The organism is Micromonospora sp. NPDC007230, from assembly GCF_042869115.1.
In the GTDB taxonomy this organism is placed as follows: Bacteria; Actinomycetota; Actinomycetes; order Mycobacteriales; family Micromonosporaceae; genus Micromonospora.
Genome location: NZ_JBIAFE010000011.1, coordinates 224,494 through 246,424 on the forward strand (window position 1 = coordinate 224,494; position 21,931 = coordinate 246,424).

At 72.1% G+C, this 21,931-nt stretch carries 20 protein-coding genes and 1 tRNA gene; 14 read left to right on the top strand and 7 right to left on the bottom strand.

All coding sequences use genetic code 11. The features are described from left to right. Positions 1-225: 225 nt before the first annotated feature. Positions 226-1,704: a glutamate--cysteine ligase gene (locus ACFYML_RS18190; RefSeq protein WP_357434479.1), complete on the top strand. Its 1,479-nt coding sequence runs from the start codon at positions 226-228 to the stop codon at positions 1,702-1,704. A 117-nt stretch (positions 1,705-1,821) separates the two neighbouring features. Here ACFYML_RS18190 and ACFYML_RS18195 read toward each other — a convergent pair whose 3' ends face one another. Next, positions 1,822-3,087: a hypothetical protein gene (locus tag ACFYML_RS18195; RefSeq protein WP_387421694.1), complete on the bottom strand. Its 1,266-nt coding sequence runs from the start codon at positions 3,085-3,087 to the stop codon at positions 1,822-1,824. Between the two features lie 95 nt (positions 3,088-3,182). Here ACFYML_RS18195 and ACFYML_RS18200 point away from each other — a divergent pair, with 95 nt between their 5' ends. Further along, the gene (locus tag ACFYML_RS18200; protein ID WP_387421695.1) at positions 3,183-3,893 is read left to right on the top strand and encodes a PASTA domain-containing protein; all 711 of its coding nucleotides are present in this window, start codon (positions 3,183-3,185) and stop codon (positions 3,891-3,893) included. A 101-nt stretch (positions 3,894-3,994) separates the two neighbouring features. Next, positions 3,995-4,684, top strand: a complete 690-nt coding sequence (locus tag ACFYML_RS18205) for a PASTA domain-containing protein (RefSeq protein WP_387421696.1) — start codon at positions 3,995-3,997, stop codon at positions 4,682-4,684. 3 nt (positions 4,685-4,687) lie between these two features. On the opposite strand, the gene ACFYML_RS18210 is transcribed toward ACFYML_RS18205, so the two are convergent. Next, the gene (locus ACFYML_RS18210; protein WP_387421697.1) at positions 4,688-5,134 is read right to left on the bottom strand and encodes a hypothetical protein; all 447 of its coding nucleotides are present in this window, start codon (positions 5,132-5,134) and stop codon (positions 4,688-4,690) included. Between the two features lie 100 nt (positions 5,135-5,234). After that, positions 5,235-5,519 (bottom strand): hypothetical protein, encoded by a 285-nt coding sequence (locus tag ACFYML_RS18215; protein ID WP_387421698.1) that lies wholly within the window; start codon positions 5,517-5,519, stop codon positions 5,235-5,237. Positions 5,520-6,228: 709 nt separating this feature from the next. On the opposite strand from ACFYML_RS18215, the gene ACFYML_RS18220 reads away from it, so the two are divergent. From ACFYML_RS18220 to ACFYML_RS18230, 3 genes are all read left to right on the top strand, one after another. Then, the gene (locus tag ACFYML_RS18220) at positions 6,229-7,110 is read left to right on the top strand and encodes a helix-turn-helix domain-containing protein (RefSeq protein WP_387421699.1); all 882 of its coding nucleotides are present in this window, start codon (positions 6,229-6,231) and stop codon (positions 7,108-7,110) included. Further along, a complete protein-coding gene (locus ACFYML_RS18225) occupies positions 7,080-7,301 on the top strand; it encodes a DUF397 domain-containing protein (RefSeq protein ID WP_357434485.1) in 222 nt (73 codons plus the stop codon). Before ACFYML_RS18220 ends, ACFYML_RS18225 begins: the two co-directional genes overlap by 31 nt. A gap of 157 nt (positions 7,302-7,458) precedes the next feature. After that, a complete protein-coding gene (locus ACFYML_RS18230) occupies positions 7,459-7,860 on the top strand; it encodes a hypothetical protein (protein WP_387271108.1) in 402 nt (133 codons plus the stop codon). Here the strand turns inward: ACFYML_RS18230 and ACFYML_RS18235 are convergent. Further along, the gene (locus ACFYML_RS18235; protein WP_387421700.1) at positions 7,828-8,442 is read right to left on the bottom strand and encodes a hypothetical protein; all 615 of its coding nucleotides are present in this window, start codon (positions 8,440-8,442) and stop codon (positions 7,828-7,830) included. The genes ACFYML_RS18230 and ACFYML_RS18235 overlap by 33 nt on opposite strands. Positions 8,443-8,656: 214 nt before the next feature. Here ACFYML_RS18235 and ACFYML_RS18240 point away from each other — a divergent pair, with 214 nt between their 5' ends. Next, complete coding sequence (locus ACFYML_RS18240; RefSeq protein ID WP_387421701.1) at positions 8,657-10,642, top strand: S8 family serine peptidase; 1,986 nt, start codon at positions 8,657-8,659, stop codon at positions 10,640-10,642. A gap of 97 nt (positions 10,643-10,739) precedes the next feature. Here the strand turns inward: ACFYML_RS18240 and ACFYML_RS18245 are convergent, their stop codons facing one another. The 3 genes from ACFYML_RS18245 to ACFYML_RS18255 form a co-directional block, all read right to left on the bottom strand. Beyond that, positions 10,740-11,549: a WecB/TagA/CpsF family glycosyltransferase gene (locus ACFYML_RS18245; protein WP_357434489.1), complete on the bottom strand. Its 810-nt coding sequence runs from the start codon at positions 11,547-11,549 to the stop codon at positions 10,740-10,742. Then, a complete protein-coding gene (locus ACFYML_RS18250) occupies positions 11,546-12,619 on the bottom strand; it encodes an NAD-dependent epimerase/dehydratase family protein (RefSeq protein WP_073836911.1) in 1,074 nt (357 codons plus the stop codon). The genes ACFYML_RS18245 and ACFYML_RS18250 overlap by 4 nt, the downstream gene beginning before the upstream one ends. A gap of 107 nt (positions 12,620-12,726) precedes the next feature. Then, a tRNA-Leu gene (locus ACFYML_RS18255) sits at positions 12,727-12,812 on the bottom strand. 237 nt (positions 12,813-13,049) lie between these two features. Here ACFYML_RS18255 and ACFYML_RS18260 point away from each other — a divergent pair. The 7 genes from ACFYML_RS18260 (at position 13,050) to pknB (ending at position 21,922) form a co-directional block, all read left to right on the top strand. After that, the gene (locus ACFYML_RS18260) at positions 13,050-13,811 is read left to right on the top strand and encodes a DUF3662 and FHA domain-containing protein (protein WP_073836910.1); all 762 of its coding nucleotides are present in this window, start codon (positions 13,050-13,052) and stop codon (positions 13,809-13,811) included. Between the two features lie 6 nt (positions 13,812-13,817). After that, positions 13,818-14,303, top strand: coding sequence for an FHA domain-containing protein (locus ACFYML_RS18265; protein WP_357434490.1), 486 nt, complete (start codon positions 13,818-13,820; stop codon positions 14,301-14,303). Next, complete coding sequence (locus tag ACFYML_RS18270; RefSeq protein ID WP_387421702.1) at positions 14,300-15,736, top strand: protein phosphatase 2C domain-containing protein; 1,437 nt, start codon at positions 14,300-14,302, stop codon at positions 15,734-15,736. Before ACFYML_RS18265 ends, ACFYML_RS18270 begins: the two co-directional genes overlap by 4 nt. 85 nt (positions 15,737-15,821) lie before the next feature. Then, complete coding sequence (locus ACFYML_RS18275; RefSeq protein ID WP_387421732.1) at positions 15,822-17,252, top strand: FtsW/RodA/SpoVE family cell cycle protein; 1,431 nt, start codon at positions 15,822-15,824, stop codon at positions 17,250-17,252. Beyond that, a complete protein-coding gene (locus tag ACFYML_RS18280) occupies positions 17,249-18,763 on the top strand; it encodes a peptidoglycan D,D-transpeptidase FtsI family protein (RefSeq protein WP_387421703.1) in 1,515 nt (504 codons plus the stop codon). Before ACFYML_RS18275 ends, ACFYML_RS18280 begins: the two co-directional genes overlap by 4 nt. Before the next feature lies 1 nt (position 18,764). Beyond that, on the top strand, positions 18,765-20,123 hold the full coding sequence (locus ACFYML_RS18285; RefSeq protein WP_387421704.1) for a serine/threonine-protein kinase: 1,359 nt from the start codon (positions 18,765-18,767) through the stop codon (positions 20,121-20,123). Further along, positions 20,120-21,922: a Stk1 family PASTA domain-containing Ser/Thr kinase gene (gene pknB, locus ACFYML_RS18290; protein WP_387421705.1), complete on the top strand. Its 1,803-nt coding sequence runs from the start codon at positions 20,120-20,122 to the stop codon at positions 21,920-21,922. Before ACFYML_RS18285 ends, pknB begins: the two co-directional genes overlap by 4 nt. The last annotated feature ends 9 nt before the right edge of the window (positions 21,923-21,931 follow it).

Consider the following 21,931-nt stretch of genomic DNA (forward strand, 5'->3'; position numbering starts at 1 on the left):
CGTGTCGTCACCCGACGGCACGGGCCCGTTCGTCGTCGGCCGAAGAGGTGCGATTTGTCACGTCCCGTTCACAGGTTGCCGCCGATGCGGCGGGGTGTGACCTGGGTAGGAGTCTCGACCTGGGCCCCGCCGCTGGCTCCGTCAGCCGGGGCGCACTTAACGTGAATGGTTCACAATGCGTTTCGGGACGATACGGTTCCGTTGCGCCTCGCGCCGGGAGGACAGATGGGCAGAGACGTCGAGCAGGGCGCCTTCTCCCGGGAGGACCGGGTCCGCTACCGGCAGAAGGTCCGGCGGTGCCTGGACGTCTTCGCGCTGATGCTGGACGACTTCGGCTTCGACGCCGACCGGCCGATGACCGGGCTGGAGATCGAGCTCAACCTGGTCGACTCCGCCGCCGAGCCGGCGATGCGCAACGAGAAGATCCTCGCGGACATCGCCGACCCGCTCTTCCAGACCGAGCTGGGCCAGTTCAACCTCGAGCTGAACGCCCCGCCGCGGCTCATCGAGGGCACCGGCTTCGGCGACTACGAGCGGGACCTGCGCAACAGCCTGGCCCGCGCCGACGAGCGGGCCAGCCGGTCGGACGCCAAGATAGTGCTGGTCGGCATCCTGCCCACGCTCACCGAGCGGCACCTGATCGCCGACAACCTCTCCACCGACGAGCGCTACCGGGCGCTCAACGACCAGATCGTGGGCGCGCGGGGCGAGGACTTCGAGCTGGACATCCGCGGTGTCGAGCGGCTGCAGACGCACAACGACTCGATCGCCCCCGAAGCGGCCTGCACCAGCCTCCAGTTCCACCTCCAGGTCGCGCCGGACAGCTTCGCCGACTACTGGAACGCGTCCCAGGCCATCGCGGGCCCGCAGACCGCGGTCGGCGCGAACTCGCCGTTCCTCTACGGTCGGCAGCTCTGGGCGGAGACCCGGATCGCCCTCTTCCAGCAGGCCACCGACACCCGGCCCGACGAGCTCAAGGCCCAGGGCGTACGCCCCCGGGTGTGGTTCGGGGAACGCTGGATCACGTCGATCTTCGACTTGTTCGAGGAGAACGTCCGCTACTTCCCGCCGCTGCTGCCCATCTGCGAGAGCGAGGACCCGGTCGAGGTGCTGCACGCCGGCGGGGTGCCCAAACTGGGCGAGCTGCGGCTGCACAACGGCACGGTCTACCGGTGGAACCGGCCGGTCTACGACATCATGGACGGCCGCCCCCACCTCCGGGTGGAGAACCGCGTACTCCCGGCCGGGCCGACCGTGGTGGACATGCTCGCCAACGCCGCCTTCTACTTCGGACTCGCCCGCAGCCTCGCCGAGGCCGACCGTCCCATCTGGAGCCAGCTGACCTTCAGCTCGGCCGAGGAGAACTTCCACGCCGCCGCGCGGCGGGGGATGGACGCCGTCCTGCACTGGCCCCGGCTCGGCGAGGTGCCGGTGACCAAGCTCGTGCTCGATGTCCTGCTACCCAAGGCGGCGCAGGGCCTGGACCGGTTCGGCGTCGCCCCGGTCGAGCGCGACCGCCTCCTCGGCGTGATCGAGCAGCGCTGCCGTACCGGGCGTAACGGTGCCGCCTGGCAGACGGAGACGGTGTGGGCGGCCGAGCGGCACCGGGGCATGGACCGGGAGGCGGCGCTGCGCCACATGCTCCAGCGCTACGCCGAACTCCAGCGCAGCAACGAGCCCGTGCACACCTGGCCGGTCGACTGACCATCCCCCGGCGTGGGCCCGGCCGGCCCGGTATCCCGGGTCTGCCGACCGTGGGGCCGGTGCCCGGCCCGGCCGGCGGCGACGTCCGCCGGGCCAGCCAGCAGGTCGCGGTGAGAATCAGCGGCTGCGGCGGCGGGACTTGGCCCCGGCGGTCGGCGAGCCGCCCTCCGCGCTGCCGCTCGTGACCTCGCCCGTCGCGGGGCCGTCCCCGGCGTCCGTGCGGGTGGCCCCAGGTTCGCTCCCTCCGGCCGGCGGCGTCCGCTGCGGCGGGACCGCCCGGCCACGGCGGGTCGCGCCGGGAGCCGGCGCCGAGGTGCCGTCCGGTGGCCCGGCCGGCTGCCCGTCCCCGGGCGTCGCCTCGGCGGAGCCCGTCACGTCGGCGTGGACCACCGGGACGGCCGGGCCCTCCTCGACGGCCGGGCGTGCCTCGACGGCCGGCGGGGCGAGGTCGTCCGGCTCACCGGTGCGCTGCCGGGGCAGGATCGCCGCGGTGCGCGCGGCGGCCCGGCGGTCGGCCCGCTGGGCCAGCGCGGCCACCAGGGCCGAACCCCCGACTCCCGCGATCACGGCGTACGGGGCGATCAGGTGGGCGGACATCTGCTCGGCGGCGATCGCCGCGAGCCTCGGCACGGCCAGCAGGTACGCCAGCGCCACGAGGAGCGGTCCGGCCGCCCCGGAGGCTGCCGCGCCGACCCGCTGCTCCGCCACCCGGGCGGTACGCCGGGCCGCCAGCGCGCCGATCACCAGGGCGGAGCCCAGCGCGAGCAGGGCACCGGGCCAGTAGAAGTAGTCCCGGATCCAGAAGCGTTCGCTGTCCGCGCTGATCTGCCAGATGCCGAGCTGGGCGGTGCCCAGGCCGCGGCCGGACAGCACCCCGTCCAGCACCGACACCACGGCGAGCAGCCAGAGCCAGCTCGTGGTGGCGACGAGGTTGGCGGCAGCGGCCCGGGTGTGCAGCGCCCAGGTCGCGAGCAGCAGGCCGAGCAGCAGCCCGGCGAGGGCGTACCCGGCGGCGACGGCCTGCGGCGACGAGGTGTCCGGCACCCGGGCCGCCCGGGCCGGTACGGCGACCAGCAGCACGATGATCAGCGCGCCGACCGCGGCGGCGAGGGCCAGGCCGAACTTCCGCGGCGTCCCGTCCGGCTCCTCGTCGGCCGTTCCGCGCAGCCGGTGGGCGCAGACCGCCCCGGCGATCACCGAGGTGGCGGAGCTCCAGGTGGCCCAGGCGAGGCTCGCGACCCAGGCCGCCTCGACCCGGCCGGTCGCGGCCGGCGCCCAGTTGATGATGCCGAGCCCGTAGCCGAAGCCCAGCTGAGCCGCCCCCGTACCGGCGGCGACGCCGAGCGCGGTGGCGGTCGATCCTCCCCAGCCCCGTCTGGCCATGTCGGGGAGCGTAGCGTCCCAAGGTCGACGCGGCGAGTCTTGACGGAGCTCGATCTGCCGCGGGCGGGCTTGGCGGCGCCGGATACGGTCGCCCGTTGATTGAGGCGGTGGAGGCGATGACGGACGACGGGTACCCGGGCCGGCAACCCGGGTTGGCCGGCGACCCCGGACCGGACCGGACGAGGTTGTTCCTCGGTGGTGGCCTGGCGGTGGTCCTGCTGGCGGTGATCGGGGCGAGCGGCGGATGGATCCTCGCCGGGGACGCCGATCCGCCCACTCCACCGGTCACGGCCGGCACCAGCGCACCCGCGCCGAGCGACCGTACGCCGACCAGGGCCACGCCCAGCAAGCCCGAGCGGAGCCCGACCGGCACCCGCACCACCACCCCGGCCGGGCTGACCGTCCCCGATCTGGTGGGCACCGACTTCGTGCAGGCCCGGCGGGAACTGCACGACCGGAAGCTCGGCTGGCGGTTGGTCTTCGGCAACGGCTCCGGCCGCAACGTCGAGCGCACCAACCCCGCGCCCGGTACGCCGGTCCGGCGCGGCGTCACCGTCACCCTCTGGGTCGCCGGTCCGCCGCCGGCGGTGCCCGTGCCCGACCTGATCGCCCAGGACTGCGGCGACGCGGCGAACGACCTGGTCGCGGCGGGACTGTATCCGCGGTACCGCACCGGTCGCCGGGGCCCGGTCACCGCCCAGGACCCGGCCGCCGGCAGCTCGGCCCGGTGGAACGACCAGGTCGCCCTCACCTGTGGCGACGACCCGTCGGCGGGGCCCACCGTCACCCCGCCCCCGGCACCGTGACGGCCGGCTCGCCGCGCTGATCCCGGCCGATGGTGCGGCCGACCGTTACCGTGGACGATCGAGGGCCAGGGCGCCCGTCCCGGTGGGGAAAGGACGTGCCGATGAGCGACGACCGCCAGGAGCCACCCGCCGGGAACGACGACGCCACCCGGCCCCTGCCGCCGGATCGGAGCGGTGGCGGCGCGGACGCGACCGCCTGGCAGGAGCCCGTGGCCGCCGCGCCGGCCTGGTCCGGCCGGGCCGGGGTCCCCCCGCCACGCCCCGCCGGCTACCCCGAGCCCGGCACGGAGTGGTACGCCGAGGAGCAGTCCGGGCGCCGCTGGTGGATGCCGATCCTGCTCGGCATCCTGGCGCTGGTGCTGATCGCGCTGATCGGGTTGGGTGTCTGGCTGGCGCTCACCGCGGCGGAGCGGAACTCCGGGCCGCCTCCCGCACCCTCGGCCACCGCGAGCAGCGCGCCGGAGACCAGCGCGGCACCGACCACCACCGCGCCGAGCACGTCGCCATCGACCACTCCGCCCACCACCGCTCCCACCCGGGTGCCGGTGCCGCCGCTGGTCGGGCTGCCGGAGGACGCCGCCCGGGCGGTCCTCGACCGGCTGAACGTGGACTACCGCGTGGTGCGCCGGCCGTCGGACCGGCCCGCCGGCACAGTGATCGAGACCGACCCGGCCGCCGGTGAGCTGGTCTCCGCGGACGATCAGGTCACGGTCGTGGTGGCGAGGGCCGGGGCGCCGACCACGGCCACCGCGACCCCGACACCCGGCCCGACGGCCACCCCCACTCCCTGAGCGTCACCACTGCCGGCGTCTGGTGCAGATCAGGCCTAGGCCGGCCAGTGAGATGCCGAGGCCCAGCAGCCCCGAGTAGAACAGCGACCGGCTGAGGTCCCTCGCGTTCGGCACGCCGTCCGCGCCGGCCAGTACGCCCTCGCCGGCGCCGTCCCCCGCCCGATCCGGGGTGGTCGGTGCACCGGCGCCGGCCCCCGAGGCGCCGGCCCGGGGCGTACCGGCCCAGCCCGACTCCGCCTCCGGGTCGGCGGGCGGTGCGCTGCCCTCCCCGACCACCGTGATCTCCGGAGCCGGTTGCGGCTCGGCCAACCGGTCGGTGGCGGAGAAGGCGGGGTGGCGGACCACGAGCGCGAGTACGGTCGCGGCGCCGAGAAGCGTCAGGAGTCCGAGGGTGTAGCCGATACGGGACCGGTGGTGCCGCCGCGCGGCGGGCAGATTGACCATGACCATCCCAGGTTCAGGGTCCGGGACGCGCGGGGTGGAGACTTCGCCGGGGTGGGCGTACCGATTCTATGGCGGCGGTAGCTGCCGCGACCCGGCAATCGGGAGGTCAGCCGACCCGGACCGGAGTCCGGACGACCGGCCGTCGGGTCCGTACGGTGTGGGGACGTGGCGCCGGCGCGGCCTGGAGCTGCCGCAGCCCCGCCTGCTGTACGAAGATCGACCGCCGGTTGACCGCGTCCCCCGCCGCGTTCAACTCGTAGCCGTCGAGCCAGAGCCAACCGTCGTAGGTCGGCCAGTCGAGCACTCGGATCACCCGGAACATGATCGGTCGGAGGAACTGGACACTCGCCGCGCGAGTCACCTGCAGTACGTCACCGGAGCGGGGAAGCACATGGGCTCCTGGGAGGATTGGCCGGCGGGGAGCCGGTGGGGAAGCTGATCTGGGGGACAAGTCCGGCCCGGTGACGGGGTCCTGCCGCGTGGGCCGGCTGATCAGGTGGTCGGTGTTGGTCGGGTCGTACCCGCGGTCACGGGCCGACGCCCGACCATCACCCGGCTGCTCCCGGTTACCGCTCCCACCGCCGCAGCCAAGCTGGCGTGCAGCGGCGGGGTCTTCATCCCGGGGCAGGTCGCGAGGCGCGGGACGGCTCCCCTCCCGCCGTCCCACCCCTCGTGGGATCACCACGCCGGGAGATCATGCGAAGACGGTGAGTAACCCGTGCCATATCGACAGACTGCACCAGCGGCGTGCTTCATGCAAGTTGCACGTCGAGATTTGCCGATACGCGAGCAGGACACGTGAACGGGACGCTTGAAGCGCGTGCCATCCAAACGGCACACTGGACGCCGGTTTCGCCCGTCGCGGCCGGTCGACGACCGGCATCACCCCCTGCCGCGAACGACCGCCCGCCGTACGACGGCCGCGCCCAAGCGGGTGTCGCACCGGGCGCGATCGACCGGAGGTGGTCGGGTGAGCGAGCGGATCGAGCGAAGTGTGACGCTCGGCGGCGCGGTGCGTCGCGACGCCGCAGGGTGGAGCGAGGCGGCAGCGTGAGCACGAGCAGTCAGCATCCCCGTTCAGCGGGCCGCGGAGCGGCGTCGTGAGCGAGCGGCGCAGCCCGACCATCCGGCGCCGACGGCTGGGGGCGGAACTCCGCCGCCAGCGGGAGGCCGCCGGCATCACCATCGAGGTGGTCGCCGAGCAGTTGGAGTGCTCGGCCTCCAAGATCTCCCGGATCGAGACCGGCCACACCACGGCCACCCCCCGCGACGTGCGGGACATGCTCCGCATCTACGGGGTGGTCGGCGCCGAGAGCGACGAGCTGGTGCAGATCGCTCGCGAGGCGCGGCAGAAGGGGTGGTGGCACCCGTACAGCACGGTGCTGGTCGGGGCGTACGTGGGGCTGGAGGCGGCGGCCAGCTCGATCCGGGCGTATGAGCAGCAGGTCGTGCCGGGCCTGCTGGAGACCGAGGAGTACGCCTCGGCGATGATCCGGGCCGCCCGGCCCGACTTCACCGCCGAGGAGGTCGCACAACGTGTCCGTGTCCGCCTCGGTCGTCAGTCGTTGCTGACTCAGGACGATCCGGTCGATCTGTGGGTGGTGCTCGATGAGGCGGTGCTGAGCCGGCCGGTCGGCGGCGACGCGGTGATGCGTGGCCAGCTGGCCCGGCTGGTGGAGGTGGCCGAACTGCCGAACGTGACGTTGCAGGTCCTGCCCTTCGAGGCGGGCGCACACGCCGGCATGGACGGGACCTTCACGATCCTCAGCTTCCCCGAACCGAGTGATCCCGATGTCGTGTACGCGGAGAACGCCACGGGTGGGCTCTTCCTGGAGAAGAGCGACGAACTGCAGAAGTACAGCTTCATCTTCGATCACATCCGAGCAGCAGCCATTCGCCCGGAGGAATCCATCGCACACATCGCAAAACTGGCAGAGGAGCCACTGTGGAAATGGCGACCAAGGAGTTCCCCGTGGACCTGACGCAGGCGACCTGGTTCAAGAGCTCCAAGAGCGGGCCGAACTGTGACAACTGCGTGGAGGTCGCGTACGTGACCGGGGCGATCGGCGTCCGGGACTCGAAGGACAAGACGGGCCCCGCCCTGGTCTTCGCCCCGGGCGACTGGCACGCCTTCGTCGCCGGCGCCAGGGACGGTGTGTTCGTCCGGGACTGATCCGGCGATCCGGACCGCGTGCATGGTCCCGCCCGGCAGCGTCGCCGGGCGGGACCATTCCGTGTTCCCGGCCGGCCCGCTCCGGCCACCCGTCGCCAGTTCCGTTCCGCCTCGTTGAACCGCACGGATCGGCAACCGAACGAGGCAGGCGAGACGGATGACGACGATCGGTTCAGAGAACCTCACCAACGGCCCGGGCAAGCCGGAGCGGTTCGGTGGCAAGTACCGCGGGGCGCGTCGGGACACCGTCCTCACCGAGGTGGTCTCCACCGACGCCGAGATCGGGGGCCGGGAAGGAGACGCCCCGGAGCAGAGCTCCCCGCCGCTCTCCCTGCCGTCGCTGGATCCGAACCCGCTCACCGAACCGTCGTTCCCGCCGACCGGCTGGCCGTTGGAGCCGGCCGAGTCCCTGGCGGACCACCCGCTGCTGCGCGGCCTGCTGATGGAACTGCCCCCGCGGGGCAGCGTGCCGCCGCCCGGCTGGCTGGACCGCTGGTTCGAGGCGACCCGGGCGATCCTCGAACTGCTATACGTGCAGGGGGCCAGCCGCTCGCGCTGACACCGGGGCTGCCGGCATCGTGGCCGGCGGCTGCGCCCGCTCGGCGAGCCGGTTGTGCCGCAACGCGTGGCGTACCCCGATCGCGAGGACGCCGAGCACGCCGACGGTGATCGCCGGGCCGGCCACGGCGGGGGTCGCGAGCAGGTCGACGCCCGCCGCCGAGACCACGGCCGGGACGACGGCGAGCGCGGTCACCTGGAGCGGAAGCCCGATCAGCGGGTGCGCCGCGGCGGCGCGCAGCCCGTGCGGGGCCGGGGTGTCCGGTGCGGCGCTGAAGGCACCCGCGCCGGCCCGTAGCCGCCGTACCCGCCGGACCGTGCAGACCGCGACGACCAGCGCCGGGGCCGCGGCGAGGGTGAGGCCGCCGGCGGCCCGGTCGATCGGCGTCGTCCCGGCGCTCTGCAGGCCCAGGACCAGCACCGCCGCCGTCAGCACCAGGCCGGCCAGGGTCAGCCCGGACAACCATCCGGTACGCCGGCGCAGGGCGCGGGCGCGGTCCAGCCGGGGCAGTCCGTCCGCGACGACCCCGGCGGCCAGCCAGACGGCGGCGACGGGGAGCAGCACGGCGAGATGGTTGTCCATGTCTCTCAGCCTTGCCCAGTTCGGTCGGCATCGAATCGGGGCACGACCCCGGTTGGCCCCGTACCTCGCCCCGTAGGGGCCATCCCATCGGCGTTATTGAGAATTCGACATCTTCACATTGCCGGCTCCTCGATCTACCCTCTTCTCGATCGGTCGACGTCGATCTGCCTGTCCCCGGCGGGCCGACCTGCGCCGGTCGGAGGGAGGTAGGGAGATGGGTCTCCCACACAGGTCCGTACTCGTCGGCGTAACCGCCTTGGCAATGATCACGGCGGCCACGCCCGCACTGGCCGCCGAATCCCGCGGAGTGATCCGGAACGCTGGCGGTGCCACCGCGGTGGCCGACAGCTACCTCGTCGTTTTCAAGGACAGCGCCGTCGCCGCCACGGGCGTCGGCGACACCGCGCAGCGGCTGACCGCCCGGCACGGCGGCACCGTCGCGCGGACCTGGACGGCCGCGCTGCGCGGCTTCGAGATCCGGGTCGGTGCACCGGCCGCCGCGCGGATCGCCGCCGATCCCGCGGTCGCGTACGTGGAACAGAACCACGTCATCTCGATCGCCGGCACCCAGACCAACCCGCCGTCCTGGGGCCTGGACCGGATCGACCAGCGGAACCTGCCGCTGAACAGCTCCTACACCTACCCGAACACGGCCACCAACGTCCGGGCGTACATCATCGACACCGGCATCCGGACCACGCACAGCGACTTCGGCGGCCGGGCCAGCTGGGGCACCAACACCGTCGACACCAACAACACCGACTGCAACGGCCACGGCACCCACGTCGCGGGCACCGTCGGCGGTTCGTCCTACGGGGTGGCCAAGGGCGTGCAGCTGATCGCGGTCAAGGTGCTCAACTGCGCCGGCAGCGGCACCACCGCCGGGGTCGTCTCCGGTGTCAACTGGGTGACTCAGAACGCGGTCAAGCCCGCGGTGGCCAACATGAGCCTCGGCGGCGGCGTGGACACGACCCTCGACACGGCGGTGCGCAACTCGGTCAACGCCGGCATCACCTACGGCCTGGCGGCCGGCAACGACACCGGTGCGAACGCCTGCAACACCTCGCCGGCCCGGGTCACCGAGGCGATCACGGTCGGCTCGACGACCAACACCGACGCCCGCTCGTCGTTCTCCAACATCGGCACCTGCCTGGACATCTTCGCGCCAGGCTCGTCGATCACCTCCGCCTGGAACACCAGCGACACCGCCAGCAACACGATCAGCGGCACGTCGATGGCGACCCCGCACGTGGTCGGCGCGGCGGCGCTGGTGGCCAGCGCCAACCCGTCCTGGACGCCCCAGCAGGTCCGCGACTACCTGGTGAACAACGCCACCAGTGGCGTGGTGACCAACCCGGGGACCGGCTCACCCAACAAGCTGCTCTACGTGGTCAACGGCACGCCGACCAACGACTTCTCCGTCTCGGTGTCGCCGACGTCCGGCTCCACCGCACCGGGCGGCTCGGTGACGGCCACCGTCAGCACCGCCACCACCAGCGGCTCGGCCCAGTCGGTCAGCCTCTCCGCGAGCGGCCTGCCGACCGGCGCCAGCGCCTCGTTCAACCCGGCCACGGTGACCTCCGGCGGCTCGTCCACCCTCACCATCACCACCTCGACCAGCACCCCGGCCGGCAGCTACCCGGTGACGATCAGCGGTACGGCCGCGTCGGGCACGAAGACGGCGACCTACACGCTCACCGTGGGCAGCGGTGGCGGCTGCACGGGTGCCGGGCAGAAGCTGGGTAACCCCGGTTTCGAGTCGGGTAACACGGTCTGGGCGGCCTCGTCGGGTGTCATCGGCCAGTACGGCGGCAGCGGTCAGCCGACCCACGGCGGCACCTGGAACGCCTGGCTGGACGGTTACGGCACCACCCACACCGACACGCTGTCGCAGGCGGTGAGCCTGCCGGCCGGCTGCTCGTCGTACAACTTCTCCTTCTGGCTGCACATCGACAGCGCCGAGTCGACCACCACCACGGCGTACGACACGCTGCGGGTGCAGGTGCTCAACTCCTCCGGCACGGTGCTGGCGACCCTGGCGACCTACTCGAACCTGAACAAGGCCGCCGGGTACAGCCAGAAGTCGTTCTCCCTGGCCGCGTACGCCGGGCAGACCGTCACGCTGAAGTTCACCGGCAGCGAGGACATCTCCCTGCAGACGTCCTTCGTGATCGACGACACCGCGGTCAACGTCTCCTGAGCCAACCTTCCCACCGGCGTCCGGCGGTCACCTCGCGGTGGCCGCCGGACGTCGTTGCCGGCTCCTGCTTCGAGGTGCCGGCGGACCGATTCCGGCGTCAGACGTCGAAGCCGGCGGGGCGCTGGGTGGCCGGTGCCGGCGGGGCCGCCTTCCACAGGCCGGTCTTCTGCGCGGTCAGCCGGGCCAGGTAGGCCGGGTTGAGGATCACGTACCGGCGCCAGAGCCGCTTCGGCTCCAGCCCGAGCCGCCAGAACCACTCCAGCCCGGCCCGCTGCATCCACGGCGGCGGGTTGCGCAGCAGGCCGGCGTGGTAGTCGAACGCCGCGCCGACCGCCATCAGCGGCATGTCCAGCAGCGGGCGCATGGCGTACGTGAAGACCTCCTGGCGCGGGCAGCCCAGCCCGACCAGGACCAGCCGGGCGCCGCTGGCCTTGATCCGGTCGGCGATCTCGACATCCTCGCCCGGCTGTAGGGACCGGAACTTGGACGGCTCGACTCCGGCGATCTTCAGCGCCGGAAACTTCCGCTCGAGGGCCGGGACCAGCCGGGACAGGGTTGCCTCCGTGGAGCCGTACAGGTAGACCGGCAGTCCCTCGTCGGCGAACCGGGCGAGCACCCGGAGGGTGAGCTCCGGGCCGTAGACCCGGTCGGTGAGCCCGGCGCCGTGCAGCAGGTTGAGCGCCCAGCGGACCGGCTGCCCGTCCGGGGTGACCACGTCGAACGCGTTGAGCCGGGCGTTGTGCGCCGGGTCGAGCACCCCGGTCATCACGCCGTGCACGGCCAGCGCGGTCAGCGCCAGCGGACGACGCTCCTGCGCCGCCGCGACCACCGCCTCGGTCGCCCGGGCGTAGTCGGTCGCGTCGACGAGTACGCCGAGCACGTTCCGCTTGGTGCTGCCGGTGGTCATGCCTTCGGCACCCACTTGTCGACGTTCGCGTCGTAGATCTCGCGGAGGATCATCGGTACGTCGTAGGTGATCTTCCAGTTCGGGTAGTGCTCCTCGAACCGGGCCATGCTGCTGACGTACCACTGGTGATCGCCGGTGCGGGCCTGTTCGACATAGTTGATCTTCGCCTCGTGGCCGGTGATCTCCTCGGCGATCCGGAACGCCTCGATGTGCGAGGTGTTCGAATGCCGGCCGCCACCCAGGTTGTAGACCTGGGCCGACCGTGGCTCGCGGAAGAACGCCTCGAAGGCGGTCAGCACGTCTCGGGAGTGGATCGCGTCCCGGACCATCTTGCCCTTGTAGCCGAAGAGGTTGTACGTCCGGCCCTCCATGACGCAGCGCATCAGGTAGGCCAGGAAGCCGTGCAGCTCGGCCGCCGAGTGGGCCGGGCCGGTCAGCGTGCCGCCCCGGAAGCAGGCGGTCCTCATGTCGAAGTACCGGCCGTACTCCTGGACCATCACGTCGGCGGCGACCTTGGAGGCGCCGAAGACCGAGTGCAGCGACTCGTCGATCGACATGTCCTCGGTGATGCCCTGGTGGTAGGGGTGGTCCTCGGGAAGTTCGTACCGGGTCTCCAGCTCGACCAGGGGCAGGCTGTTCGGGCGGTCGCCGTAGACCTTGTTGGTCGAGCAGTGGATGAAGGGCGCCTCGATGGCGTGCCGGCGGGTGTTCTCCAGCACATTGAGGGTGCCGCCGGCGTTCACGTCGAAGTCGGTGTACGGCTCCTTGGCGGCCCAGTCGTGGCTCGGCTGCGCGGCGCTGTGGATCACGACGCCGATGTCCGAGCCGTATTTCTTGAAGACCTGCTCCAGGCCGTCCCGGTCCCGGATGTCCACGGCGTAGTGGGTGTAGGCGCTGCCCAGTTCGGCGGCGAGCCGGTCCAGGCTCCAGGATGTCGAGCCGTCCTCGCCGAAGAAGTACCGCCGCATGTCGTTGTCGATACCGACCACATCGAGACCGAGGCCCGCGAAGTGCCGGGCCGCCTCAGAGCCGATCAGACCGCCGGAACCGGTCACCAATGCGACAGTCACACGCCACTCCTGATCGATAGGGGGCAAGGAAACCATCGGAGCATAGCGTGACGTCCGGCATGCCCCGATATGGCGCGAGGGCCCCGCTATGTGCGGAGCCCTCGTGATGGTGGGGAAGGGGGGAGTTGAACCCCCACGCCCTTTCGGGCACACGGACCTGAACCGTGCGCGTCTGCCATTCCGCCACTTCCCCGTGGCCTTGACCTGGAACACCGTAACTCATCCCGGTCCCACCATCTGCGGCAGGTGCCGAGACATATTACGCTGTTCCCGGTCATCGCCACGAGCGATCACCGTTCGTGGCGGACGAAACTGTAGCACGACCGCAGGGCCGGCCACGAACGGGCCGCCGGCAGCCGGCCGAGCGGCGTGTGAGCTGCGGAGGCGGTGTCCGGATACCATCATTGCCTCGGAACCCGAGGAGGAGCCGGTGAGCGTGCTGCAACGCTTCGAGAAGCGTCTGGAAGGCCTGGTCGAGGGGGCCTTCGCCAAGGTCTTCAAAGGGGTGGTCCACCCCGTGGAGATCCTCAACGCCATGCAGCGGGAGGCCGAGGCGCACAAGGCGATCCTGGCCGGTGGGCGCACGTTGGTGCCCAACCGCTACGTGATCGATCTCTCGCCGTACGACCACAGTCGGCTGGCGCCGTACGCCGCCGCGCTGGCCCAGGAGCTGGCCCAGTCGCAGGCGGAGTTCATCGGCGAGCAGGCCTGGACGGTCTACGGCGACGTGATCGTCGAGGTCGAGCGTGGCGAAGGGCTGGACACCGGGATGTTCCGGGTCACCGCGGAGGTCTACACCGGCGGCGACGTCGCGCCGGTCTCCGCGCCCGGCGGCTACGACGCCGGCCCGGCCTACCCGTCGTACGACCAGGGTGGCGGCTACGGCCCGCCGCCGGGGCACGGCGGCGGCCGCAACGTCCGGCTGGTCTCCGGTGACGGCCGCACGTACCCGCTCCAGATGGGCTCGACCGTGATCGGCCGCGGCGACCAGGCCAACCTGCGCCTGCCCGACGTCGGCATCTCGCGGCGGCACGCCCGGCTCGACTTCGACGGCGGCCAGGTCGTGCTGACCGACCTCGGCTCCACCAACGGCACGATGGTCAACGGCCAGCGCGTCTCCGCGGTCGCCCTCAACCCGGGCGACATGATCCAGTTGGGCACGACCACCCTGACCTTCCGCGTGGACGGCTGATCCGCCTTGCCGGAACTCGTCATCACCGTCGCCCGGTTCGGGTTCCTCATCCTGCTGTGGATCTTCGTGTTCACGGTGGTCGGGGTGATCCGCCGAGATCTCTTCGCGGGGGCCCGGTCGGGTCGGCTGGTGGCCGCGCCACGCGCGGTCGGGGCCTCGACCGGGCAGGCGGCGAGGCCGGCGAAGGTGAAGCGGGGCAGAGCCGCGCACCAGCTGGTGGTCACCGCCGGCCAGCTGGCCGGCACCCGGATCACCCTCGGCGAGTCGCAGATCACCATCGGCCGGGCCGAGGATTCGACACTGGTCATCACCGACGACTACGCGTCGGCGCGACACGCCCGGCTGGTGCCGCGCGACGGGCAGTGGTTCGTCGAGGACCTCGGATCGACTAACGGCACCTACCTGGATCGCGCTAAGGTCACCGGACCGACCCCCGTCCCCCTCGGCGTGCCGATCCGGATCGGCCGCACCTCCCTCGAATTACGGCCATGACTTTGACCCTGCGCTATGCGGCCCACAGCGACCGCGGTCTGATCCGAGACGGAAACCAGGACTCCGTCTACGCCGGGCCGCGGCTGCTCGCCGTCGCCGACGGCATGGGCGGCATGGCCGCCGGTGACGTCGCCAGCAACATCGTCATCGGTGCCATGGCGCCGCTCGACGAGGACGTCCCCGGGGACGCCCTCGTCGACGCGCTGCGTTCCGCCGTGGGCACCGCCAACCAACAGCTCCGCGACACCGTGGACGCCAACCCGCAGCTGGAGGGGATGGGCACCACGCTCACCGCCACCCTCTTCTCGGGCAGCAAGCTCGGCATGGTCCACATCGGCGACTCGCGGGCCTATCTCCTGCGGAACGGCGAGTTCGCGCAGATCACCAAGGACGACACGTACGTCCAGATGCTCGTCGACGAGGGCCGGATCAGCGCGGAGGAGGCGAGCAGCCACCCCCAGCGGTCGCTGCTCACCCGGGCGCTGGACGGCCGCGACATCGACCCGGAGTACAGCGTCCGCCAGGTGCTCCCCGGCGACCGCTACCTGATCTGCTCCGACGGACTGTCCGGCGTGGTCAGCGCGGACACCATCGCCGACACGATGCGGGAGTACGCCGATCCGCAGCAGTGCGTCGAGCGCCTGGTGCAGCTCGCCCTGCGCGGCGGCGGCCCGGACAACATCACGGTGATCATCGCCGACGCCACCGACCAGGACATCGTCGAGGCATCCCCGATCGTCGGCGGCGCCGCCGCCCGGGACCGGGGCATGGCGACCTCCGCGGACGGGTCCACCCCGGCGGCCCGCGCCTCGGCCCTGTCCGCGCCGCGGCCGGCCGTGCCGGAGGATCCGGTGGACCGCGAGGACGAGCCGGAACGCCGTCGGTACCGCCCGGTGCGTACCGCGGCGATGCTGCTGGCGCTGCTGGTCATCCTCGGCGGTGGCCTCTTCGGCGGGTGGAGCTACACCCAGCGCCAGTACTACGTCGGCGCCACCGAGGACGGCAAGCTCGCGGTCTTCCGCGGGGTGCCGGGCCAGATCGCCGGGCTCGACCTGTCGAGCGTGCACGCCACCAGCCCGGCCAAGCTGGACGACCTCACCCTGGCCGCGCAGGAGCAGGTGAAGCAGGGCATCCAGGCGAAGAGCGAGCCGGACGCCGAGCGCCGGCTGGCCGAGTTGACCAGCGACGACCCGGCCAACCCGAACCTCAAGCCGACCTGCCCGCCCAGCCCGACGGCGGCCGCGGCCAGCCCGACGCCGACCGTCTCCCCGACCGCTGTCCCGACCGGGACGGCCAGCCCGCTGGCTCCGGCCGTCAGCGCCACCGCCAGCGCGCCGGCCACCGCCCCGACCGCGCCCACCACCACGCCCGACGTCGCTCCCTCCGACACGGTCCCGCCGGTCGACCCGGCAGGCTGCCGGTCGCCGGAGTGACCGTCGGCTCGAGCCCGAGGACTCATCCGTGACCGCAGCCGCCGTACCGGCAACCTCGCCCGTCTCGACGGGCGAGCAGCCTGGTGTGCGCCTGGCCCGGTCCCGGCGTAACGCCGAGCTGTCCCTGCTCCTGCTCGCCATGGTGCTGGTGGCGGCATACTCGGCGACGGTCGAGGCGACCGTGCTGGACACGGTCACCCCGGACTTCTGGATCCCGGCCGCCGCGCTGGGGCTGGTCTTCCTCGGCCTGCACCTGATCATCCGCTGGCTGGCGCCCTTCGCCGACCCGGCGTTGCTGCCGGCGGTCGCCCTGCTCAACGGCATCGGCGTGGGCTTCCTGCGCCGTTACGACCTGGCCCAGGCCGCCCCGGCCGACCGGGAGCACCTCGCCATCTTCGCCGGTACGGGCGGCCGGCAGCTTGCCTGGACGCTCGCCGCGGTGATCCTCGCCGCCGCCCTGCTGGCGATCATGCGGGACCACCGGTCGCTCTCCCGGTACGCGTACACCCTGGGGCTGGCCGGCATCGTGCTGGTGATGATCCCGGCGGTGCTGCCGGCCCGGTTCTCCGAGATCAACAACGCCAAGCTGTGGATCCGGATCGGCGGGTTCTCGATCCAGCCGGGTGAGTTCGCCAAGCTCGCCCTGCTCGCCTTCTTCGCCTACTACCTGGTCCGCAAGCGGGAGGTGCTGTCGCTGGCCAGCCGGCGCGTGCTCGGCATCGACTTCCCGCGCGGGCGGGACCTCGGGCCGGTCCTGGTGGTCTGGATCATCAGCCTGCTGGTCCTGGTCTTCGAGAAGGACCTGGGCACCTCGCTGCTCTACTTCGGCATGTTCGTGGTGACGCTCTACATCGCCACCGAACGGGTCAGTTGGCTGCTCATCGGTCTGATCCTGTTCTTCGGCGGCGCCTACCTGGCCTACCTGCTGGGCGGCACGGTGGGCGGTCCGTTCGCCAACTTCTACCTCCGGGCGGAGATCTGGCTGGACCCGTTCGGTGACCCGTACGACAAGGGTTATCAGCTCGTCCAGGGTCTGCTCACGCTCGGCACCGGCGGCCTCTTCGGCGCCGGACCGGGCGGTGGCCAGCCGACCCTGCTGCCCGAGGTGCAGACGGACTTCATCTTCGCCGGCATCGGCGAGGAGATCGGGCTCTTCGGCCTCTCCGCGCTGCTCGTGGTCTACCTGCTGATCGTCGAGCGGGGGCTGCGGGCCGCCCTCGCGGTGCGGGACTCGTTCGGCAAGCTGCTCGCCGGCGGCCTGGCCTTCACCCTGGGCCTGCAGGTCTTCGTCATCGTCGGCGGGATCAGCAAGCTCATCCCGCTGACCGGTCAGACCACCCCGTTCCTCTCCGCCGGTGGCTCGTCGCTGATGGCGAACTGGCTGCTCATCGCGGTCCTGCTCCGGGTCTCCGACGGCGCTCGCCGACCGGTGGCGCCCGGTGGCCCGGCGGTGCGACCGTCCGGCGGCCCGCCCGAGCAGCTGCACGGTGCTCCCACGGAGGTGATCCGGCCGTGAACGCACCCCTGCGCCGCGTCGGCGTGGTCGTGATGATCCTTTTCGGGCTGCTCTTCGCGAACCTGAACTGGATTCAGGCCTACAAGGCCGACGAATACCGCAACAGCGACTACAACGGTCGGGTCCAGGTCGCCGAGTACGAGCGTAAGCGCGGCAACATCGAGGTCGGCGGCACCGCGTACGCCCTCAGCAAGGAGACCGGCGGGAAGCTGAAGTTCCAGCGCAGCTACCCGGACGGCGAGATGTACGCGCACGTGCTCGGCTACAAGCCGGTCAACCTCGGCGACGTCGGCATTGAGCAGCTCGAGAACGATTTCCTCGCCGGCACCAGCGACCAGCTCATCGGCGACCGGGTGAAGGACATGTTCACCGGGAACAAGACCGGTGGCGGCAACGTGCTGCTGACCCTCTCCAAGGGGGCACAGGCGACGGCCTTCAAGGAGCTGCAGAACAACCGGGTCGGGGCCACCCGGGGCGCGGCGATCGCGATCGACCCGCGTACCGGGGCGGTGCAGGCGCTGGTCTCCATGCCGAGCTTCGACCCGAACCCGCTGGTCAGCCACGACACCGAGGCGGCCCAGGCGGCGTACAACAAGCTCAACAAGGATCCGGACCGCCCGCTGGCCAACCGGGCCCTGTCCGAAACCCTGCCCCCCGGCTCCACCTTCAAGATCGTGATGGCCGCGGCGGCCCTGGAGAGTGGCATCGGCCCGCAGACCGAGATCCCGGCCGGGTCGAGCTACACCCCGCCGACCTCAGGCTCGCCGATCAAGAACGCCGCCGCGTCCATCTGCCCCGGGCCGACCGGCACCCCGGTGACCCTCAAGGACGCCGTCACCTACTCCTGCAACACCGGCTTCGCCCAACTCGGCGTGAAGCTCGGGGCCGACAAGGTCAAGGAGAAGGCCCGCCAGTTCGGCTTCGAGCAGGACGACCTCACCGTCGGGCAGCTCAACGAGGGCGGCCTGCCGGTGGCGGCCAGCCGGACCGGTGACATGCAGAACCCGGACGGGGGCACCGACCCGGCCGCGCTGGCCCAGTCCTCGATCGGGCAGAACAACGTGCGGATGACGCCGCTGCAGGGCGCGCTGATCGCCGCCTCGGTCGCCAACGGCGGCAGCCAGATGCGGCCGTATCTGGTCAAGCAGCTGCTCGCCCCGGACCGCACCACCAGCTACTACACCGCCAAGCCGCGTGAGCTGCGCCGGCCGGTGAGCGGCCAGGTGGCTGCCGATCTGCAGGACATGATGGTCAGCGTCGTCAAGAAGGGCACCGGCGAGAACGCCGCCATCAAGGGCTACACGGTCGGCGGCAAGACCGGTACCGCCCAGTCCGGCCCGGACACGCCCGACCACGGCTGGTTCATCGGCTTCGCGCTGGACAAGAACGGCACCCCGATCTCCGCCGTCTGTGTGGAGCTGGAGCGGGCCGGCAAGGGCGGCAGCGCCGAGGCGGCCCGGATCGCCGGCCAGATCATGGAGGCGGCCATCGCCGGCTCCGGAGGCCGCTGACATGCTCAGCCCAGGGGTGCAGCTCGGCAACCGCTACCGCCTCGACGAGCGGATCGCCAGCGGTGGCATGGGCGACGTCTGGCGCGGCACCGACCAGGTGCTGGGTCGTACGGTCGCCGTGAAGAGCCTGCTCCCCGCCCTGCTGGACGAGCCCGGCTTCGCCGAGCGGTTCCGCGGCGAGGCGCGGACCATGGCCACCATCAACCACCCCGGTGTGGTGGACGTCTACGACTTCGGCAGCGACCAGCAGATCGCCTTCCTGGTCATGGAGTACGTCGAGGGCGACGCGCTCTCCTCCACGCTCAGCCGGGTCGGGCGGCTCACCCCCGCCCGGACGATGGCCCTGCTGGCGCAGGCCGCCGACGCGCTCCACGCGGCCCACGAGAAGGGCATCGTGCACCGCGACGTGAAGCCGGGCAACCTGCTGGTCCGGCCGAACGGCACGCTGGTGCTCACCGACTTCGGGATCGCCCGTTCCGACCTGGTCGGCCAGCTCACCGCCGCCGGCTCGGTGCTCGGCACGGCCTCGTACATTTCCCCGGAGCAGGCCACCGGCGCCGTCGCCACCCCCGCCTCCGACGTGTACGCGCTCGGCGTGGTCGCGTACCAGTGTCTCGCCGGCCGGCGGCCGTTCGAGGGGGACAATCCCCTCGAAATCGCCATGAAGCACGTCCGAGAGGCTCCCCGGCCGCTCCCCGCCGACATCCCGCCCCAGGTCCGCGCCATCGTCGAGCGGGCCTTGGCAAAGGACCCCTCGGCCCGCTGGCCCAGCGCCGCAGCCCTGGCCAGCGTGGCCCGGCAGGCCAAGCTCGCCCTGTCGCAGCAGGCACGCGCCGGCGGACGTCCGGGGCCCGTCTCCGCCGTACCCGCCTCGTCGGCGGCGCCGGCGGCCCGGGCGCAGGTCCCGGCCGCGCCGCGACCGCAGCCCCACCCGCCCACGGTGGCCGGCCGCCCGCCGGTCGCCGCCCGGCCGGCCGCGGTGGCGCCGCCCGCCCCGCAGCCCCGCCCGCCGCTGGCCCCACGCGGCGCGGCGACCGTTCCGCCGCCCCGACAGCCCAACCCCCTCGGGTACGCCAGCCCGCCGGCCGCTCCGGCTCCCCGCAGGTCCCGATCCGGGCGGTGGGTGATCGCGATCGTGGTGGCCATACTGGTCGTGCTCTGCTCGGGCGTGATTTCGTACAAGTACAAGAAGGGCACGTTGGCCGGGGATCCCGGCGGGCTTGCCCCGGTGAGCGTGACCTCCGGCGCGGTGCGGGCCCACGGAGGGGACGATCTGGTCCGGACGTCGTACCGTCGTGAGGTACGGCTCCAGCCGGCTGGCGGCGACACGACGACGAGCGAAGGACGAGAGACGCGATGACAGCGCAGGCCCGCCTGCTCGGTGGCAGGTACCAGGTCGGCGAGCTGCTCGGCTACGGCGGCATGGCGGAGGTGCACCGCGGTCGCGATCTCCGGCTCGGTCGGGATGTCGCGATCAAGATGCTCCGGGCGGACCTGGCTCGGGACGCCACTTTCCAGATGCGGTTCCGGCGTGAGGCGCAGAACGCCGCCTCGCTCAACCACCCGGCCATCGTGGCCGTGTACGACACCGGCGAGGAGACCGCGCCGACCGGCGAGACGCTGCCCTTCATCGTGATGGAGTTCGTCAACGGGCGGACCCTCAAGGAGGTGCTGGGCGCCGAGGGCCGGCTGCAGCCGCGGCGGGCGCTGGAGATCTGCGCCGACATGTGCGCGGCGCTGGAGTTCAGCCACCGCCACGGGATCATCCACCGGGACATCAAGCCCGGCAACGTCATGCTCACCCAGACCGGCCAGGTCAAGGTGATGGACTTCGGCATCGCCCGGGCGCTGGCCAGCGGGGCCACCACGATGACGCAGACCAGCGCCGTCATCGGCACCGCGCAGTACCTCTCCCCGGAGCAGGCCCGCGGTGAGGCGGTCGACGCGCGCTCCGACGTCTACGCGGCCGGCTGCGTGCTGTTCGAGTTGCTCTGCGGGCACCCGCCGTTCGTCGGGGACAGCCCGGTCAGCGTCGCGTACCAGCACGTGCGGGAGACCCCGCCGACGCCGAGCAGCATCAACCCGGACGTCAACCCCGCAGTCGACGCCATCGTGCTCAAGGCGCTGTCCAAGAACCCGCTCAACCGCTACCAGAGCGCCGGCGAGATGCGGGCGGACCTGCTCCGTGCCGCCGCCGGCCGGCCGGTGCTGGCCACCCCGGTCATGCCCGCCGACGAGACCGCCCCGATGGCCCCGGCCGGGGCGGGGGGCTACCAGACGCAGGTGATGGGGCCGCAGACCCGGCAGCAGGTCCCGGCCCGGGTCGGCGACCCGCGCAAGCGCAAGAGCTCCGCCTGGGTGATCGCCACCTTCGCCGCGCTCGGCGTACTCGCGGTGATCGCCCTGGCCGCCGCCCTCTGGCTCAGCCAGGCCGGCGCCGACACGGTCCGGGTCCCGGACCTGCAGGGCAAGAGCCAGGAGATCGCGTTCGCTCAGGTCGAGCAGGCGGGGCTCCGCCCGGTGATCGGCGACGCGGTGAAGAACAACTCCTGCGAGAAGGGCACTGTGGCCGGCCAGAGCCCGGGCGCGGGCGCCGAGGCGGCCAAGAGTGACGTCGTGACACTCCAGATCTGCGGCGGCCCGGAGACGGTCACCATCCCGGCCGGGTTGGAGAACTCCCAGTTCGCCAATGTTGAGCAGCAGCTCAAGAAACTTGAACTCAAAGTCGACTCCGAGAACGTCGACAGCGGCCTGCCCAAGGGCATCGTCGTAAACGTCGATCCCAAGGAGGGCACCAGCGTGCCGGTGGGCTCCACCGTCAAGGTGCAGGTCTCCAAGGGGAACGTCAACGAGGTGCCGGATGTCCGTGGCTACACCAAGGAACAGGCCATCAAGCGCCTGAAGGACGCCGGCTACGAGGTACGCACCCGGGATGGCGATCTGGTGCCGCCGGACCAGGCCGGCAAGGTGAGCCGACAGAACCCGAAATCGGGCACGAAGCTCCCCAAGGGCAGCACGGTTACCATCGATGTCGACATCCCCGAGCCGGAGCCGTCCGACTCGGCGACCGCGACGCCGGACCCCAGCGGCTCGCCGACCGGGGGCGGCGGTGGGTTCCCCTTCCCGACCCCGCCGACGGCGCGCGACACCAGGCAGTGACGAATCGGG

Bases quoted from the DNA above. Each gene is read 5' to 3' on its own strand.
- ACFYML_RS18285 (WP_387421704.1), top strand. From the start codon at position 18,765: ATGCTCAGCCCAGGGGTGCAGCTCGGCAACCGCTACCGCCTCGACGAG.
- ACFYML_RS18245 (WP_357434489.1), bottom strand. From the start codon at position 11,549: ATGACCACCGGCAGCACCAAGCGGAACGTGCTCGGCGTACTCGTCGAC.
- ACFYML_RS18240 (WP_387421701.1), top strand. From the start codon at position 8,657: ATGGGTCTCCCACACAGGTCCGTACTCGTCGGCGTAACCGCCTTGGCA.
- ACFYML_RS18235 (WP_387421700.1), bottom strand. From the start codon at position 8,442: ATGGACAACCATCTCGCCGTGCTGCTCCCCGTCGCCGCCGTCTGGCTG.
- ACFYML_RS18225 (WP_357434485.1), top strand. From the start codon at position 7,080: ATGGCGACCAAGGAGTTCCCCGTGGACCTGACGCAGGCGACCTGGTTC.
- ACFYML_RS18210 (WP_387421697.1), bottom strand. From the start codon at position 5,134: ATGGTCATGGTCAATCTGCCCGCCGCGCGGCGGCACCACCGGTCCCGT.
- ACFYML_RS18190 (WP_357434479.1), top strand. From the start codon at position 226: ATGGGCAGAGACGTCGAGCAGGGCGCCTTCTCCCGGGAGGACCGGGTC.
- pknB (WP_387421705.1), top strand. From the start codon at position 20,120: ATGACAGCGCAGGCCCGCCTGCTCGGTGGCAGGTACCAGGTCGGCGAG.
- ACFYML_RS18205 (WP_387421696.1), top strand. From the start codon at position 3,995: ATGAGCGACGACCGCCAGGAGCCACCCGCCGGGAACGACGACGCCACC.
- ACFYML_RS18270 (WP_387421702.1), top strand. From the start codon at position 14,300: ATGACTTTGACCCTGCGCTATGCGGCCCACAGCGACCGCGGTCTGATC.
- ACFYML_RS18230 (WP_387271108.1), top strand. From the start codon at position 7,459: ATGACGACGATCGGTTCAGAGAACCTCACCAACGGCCCGGGCAAGCCG.
- ACFYML_RS18195 (WP_387421694.1), bottom strand. From the start codon at position 3,087: ATGGCCAGACGGGGCTGGGGAGGATCGACCGCCACCGCGCTCGGCGTC.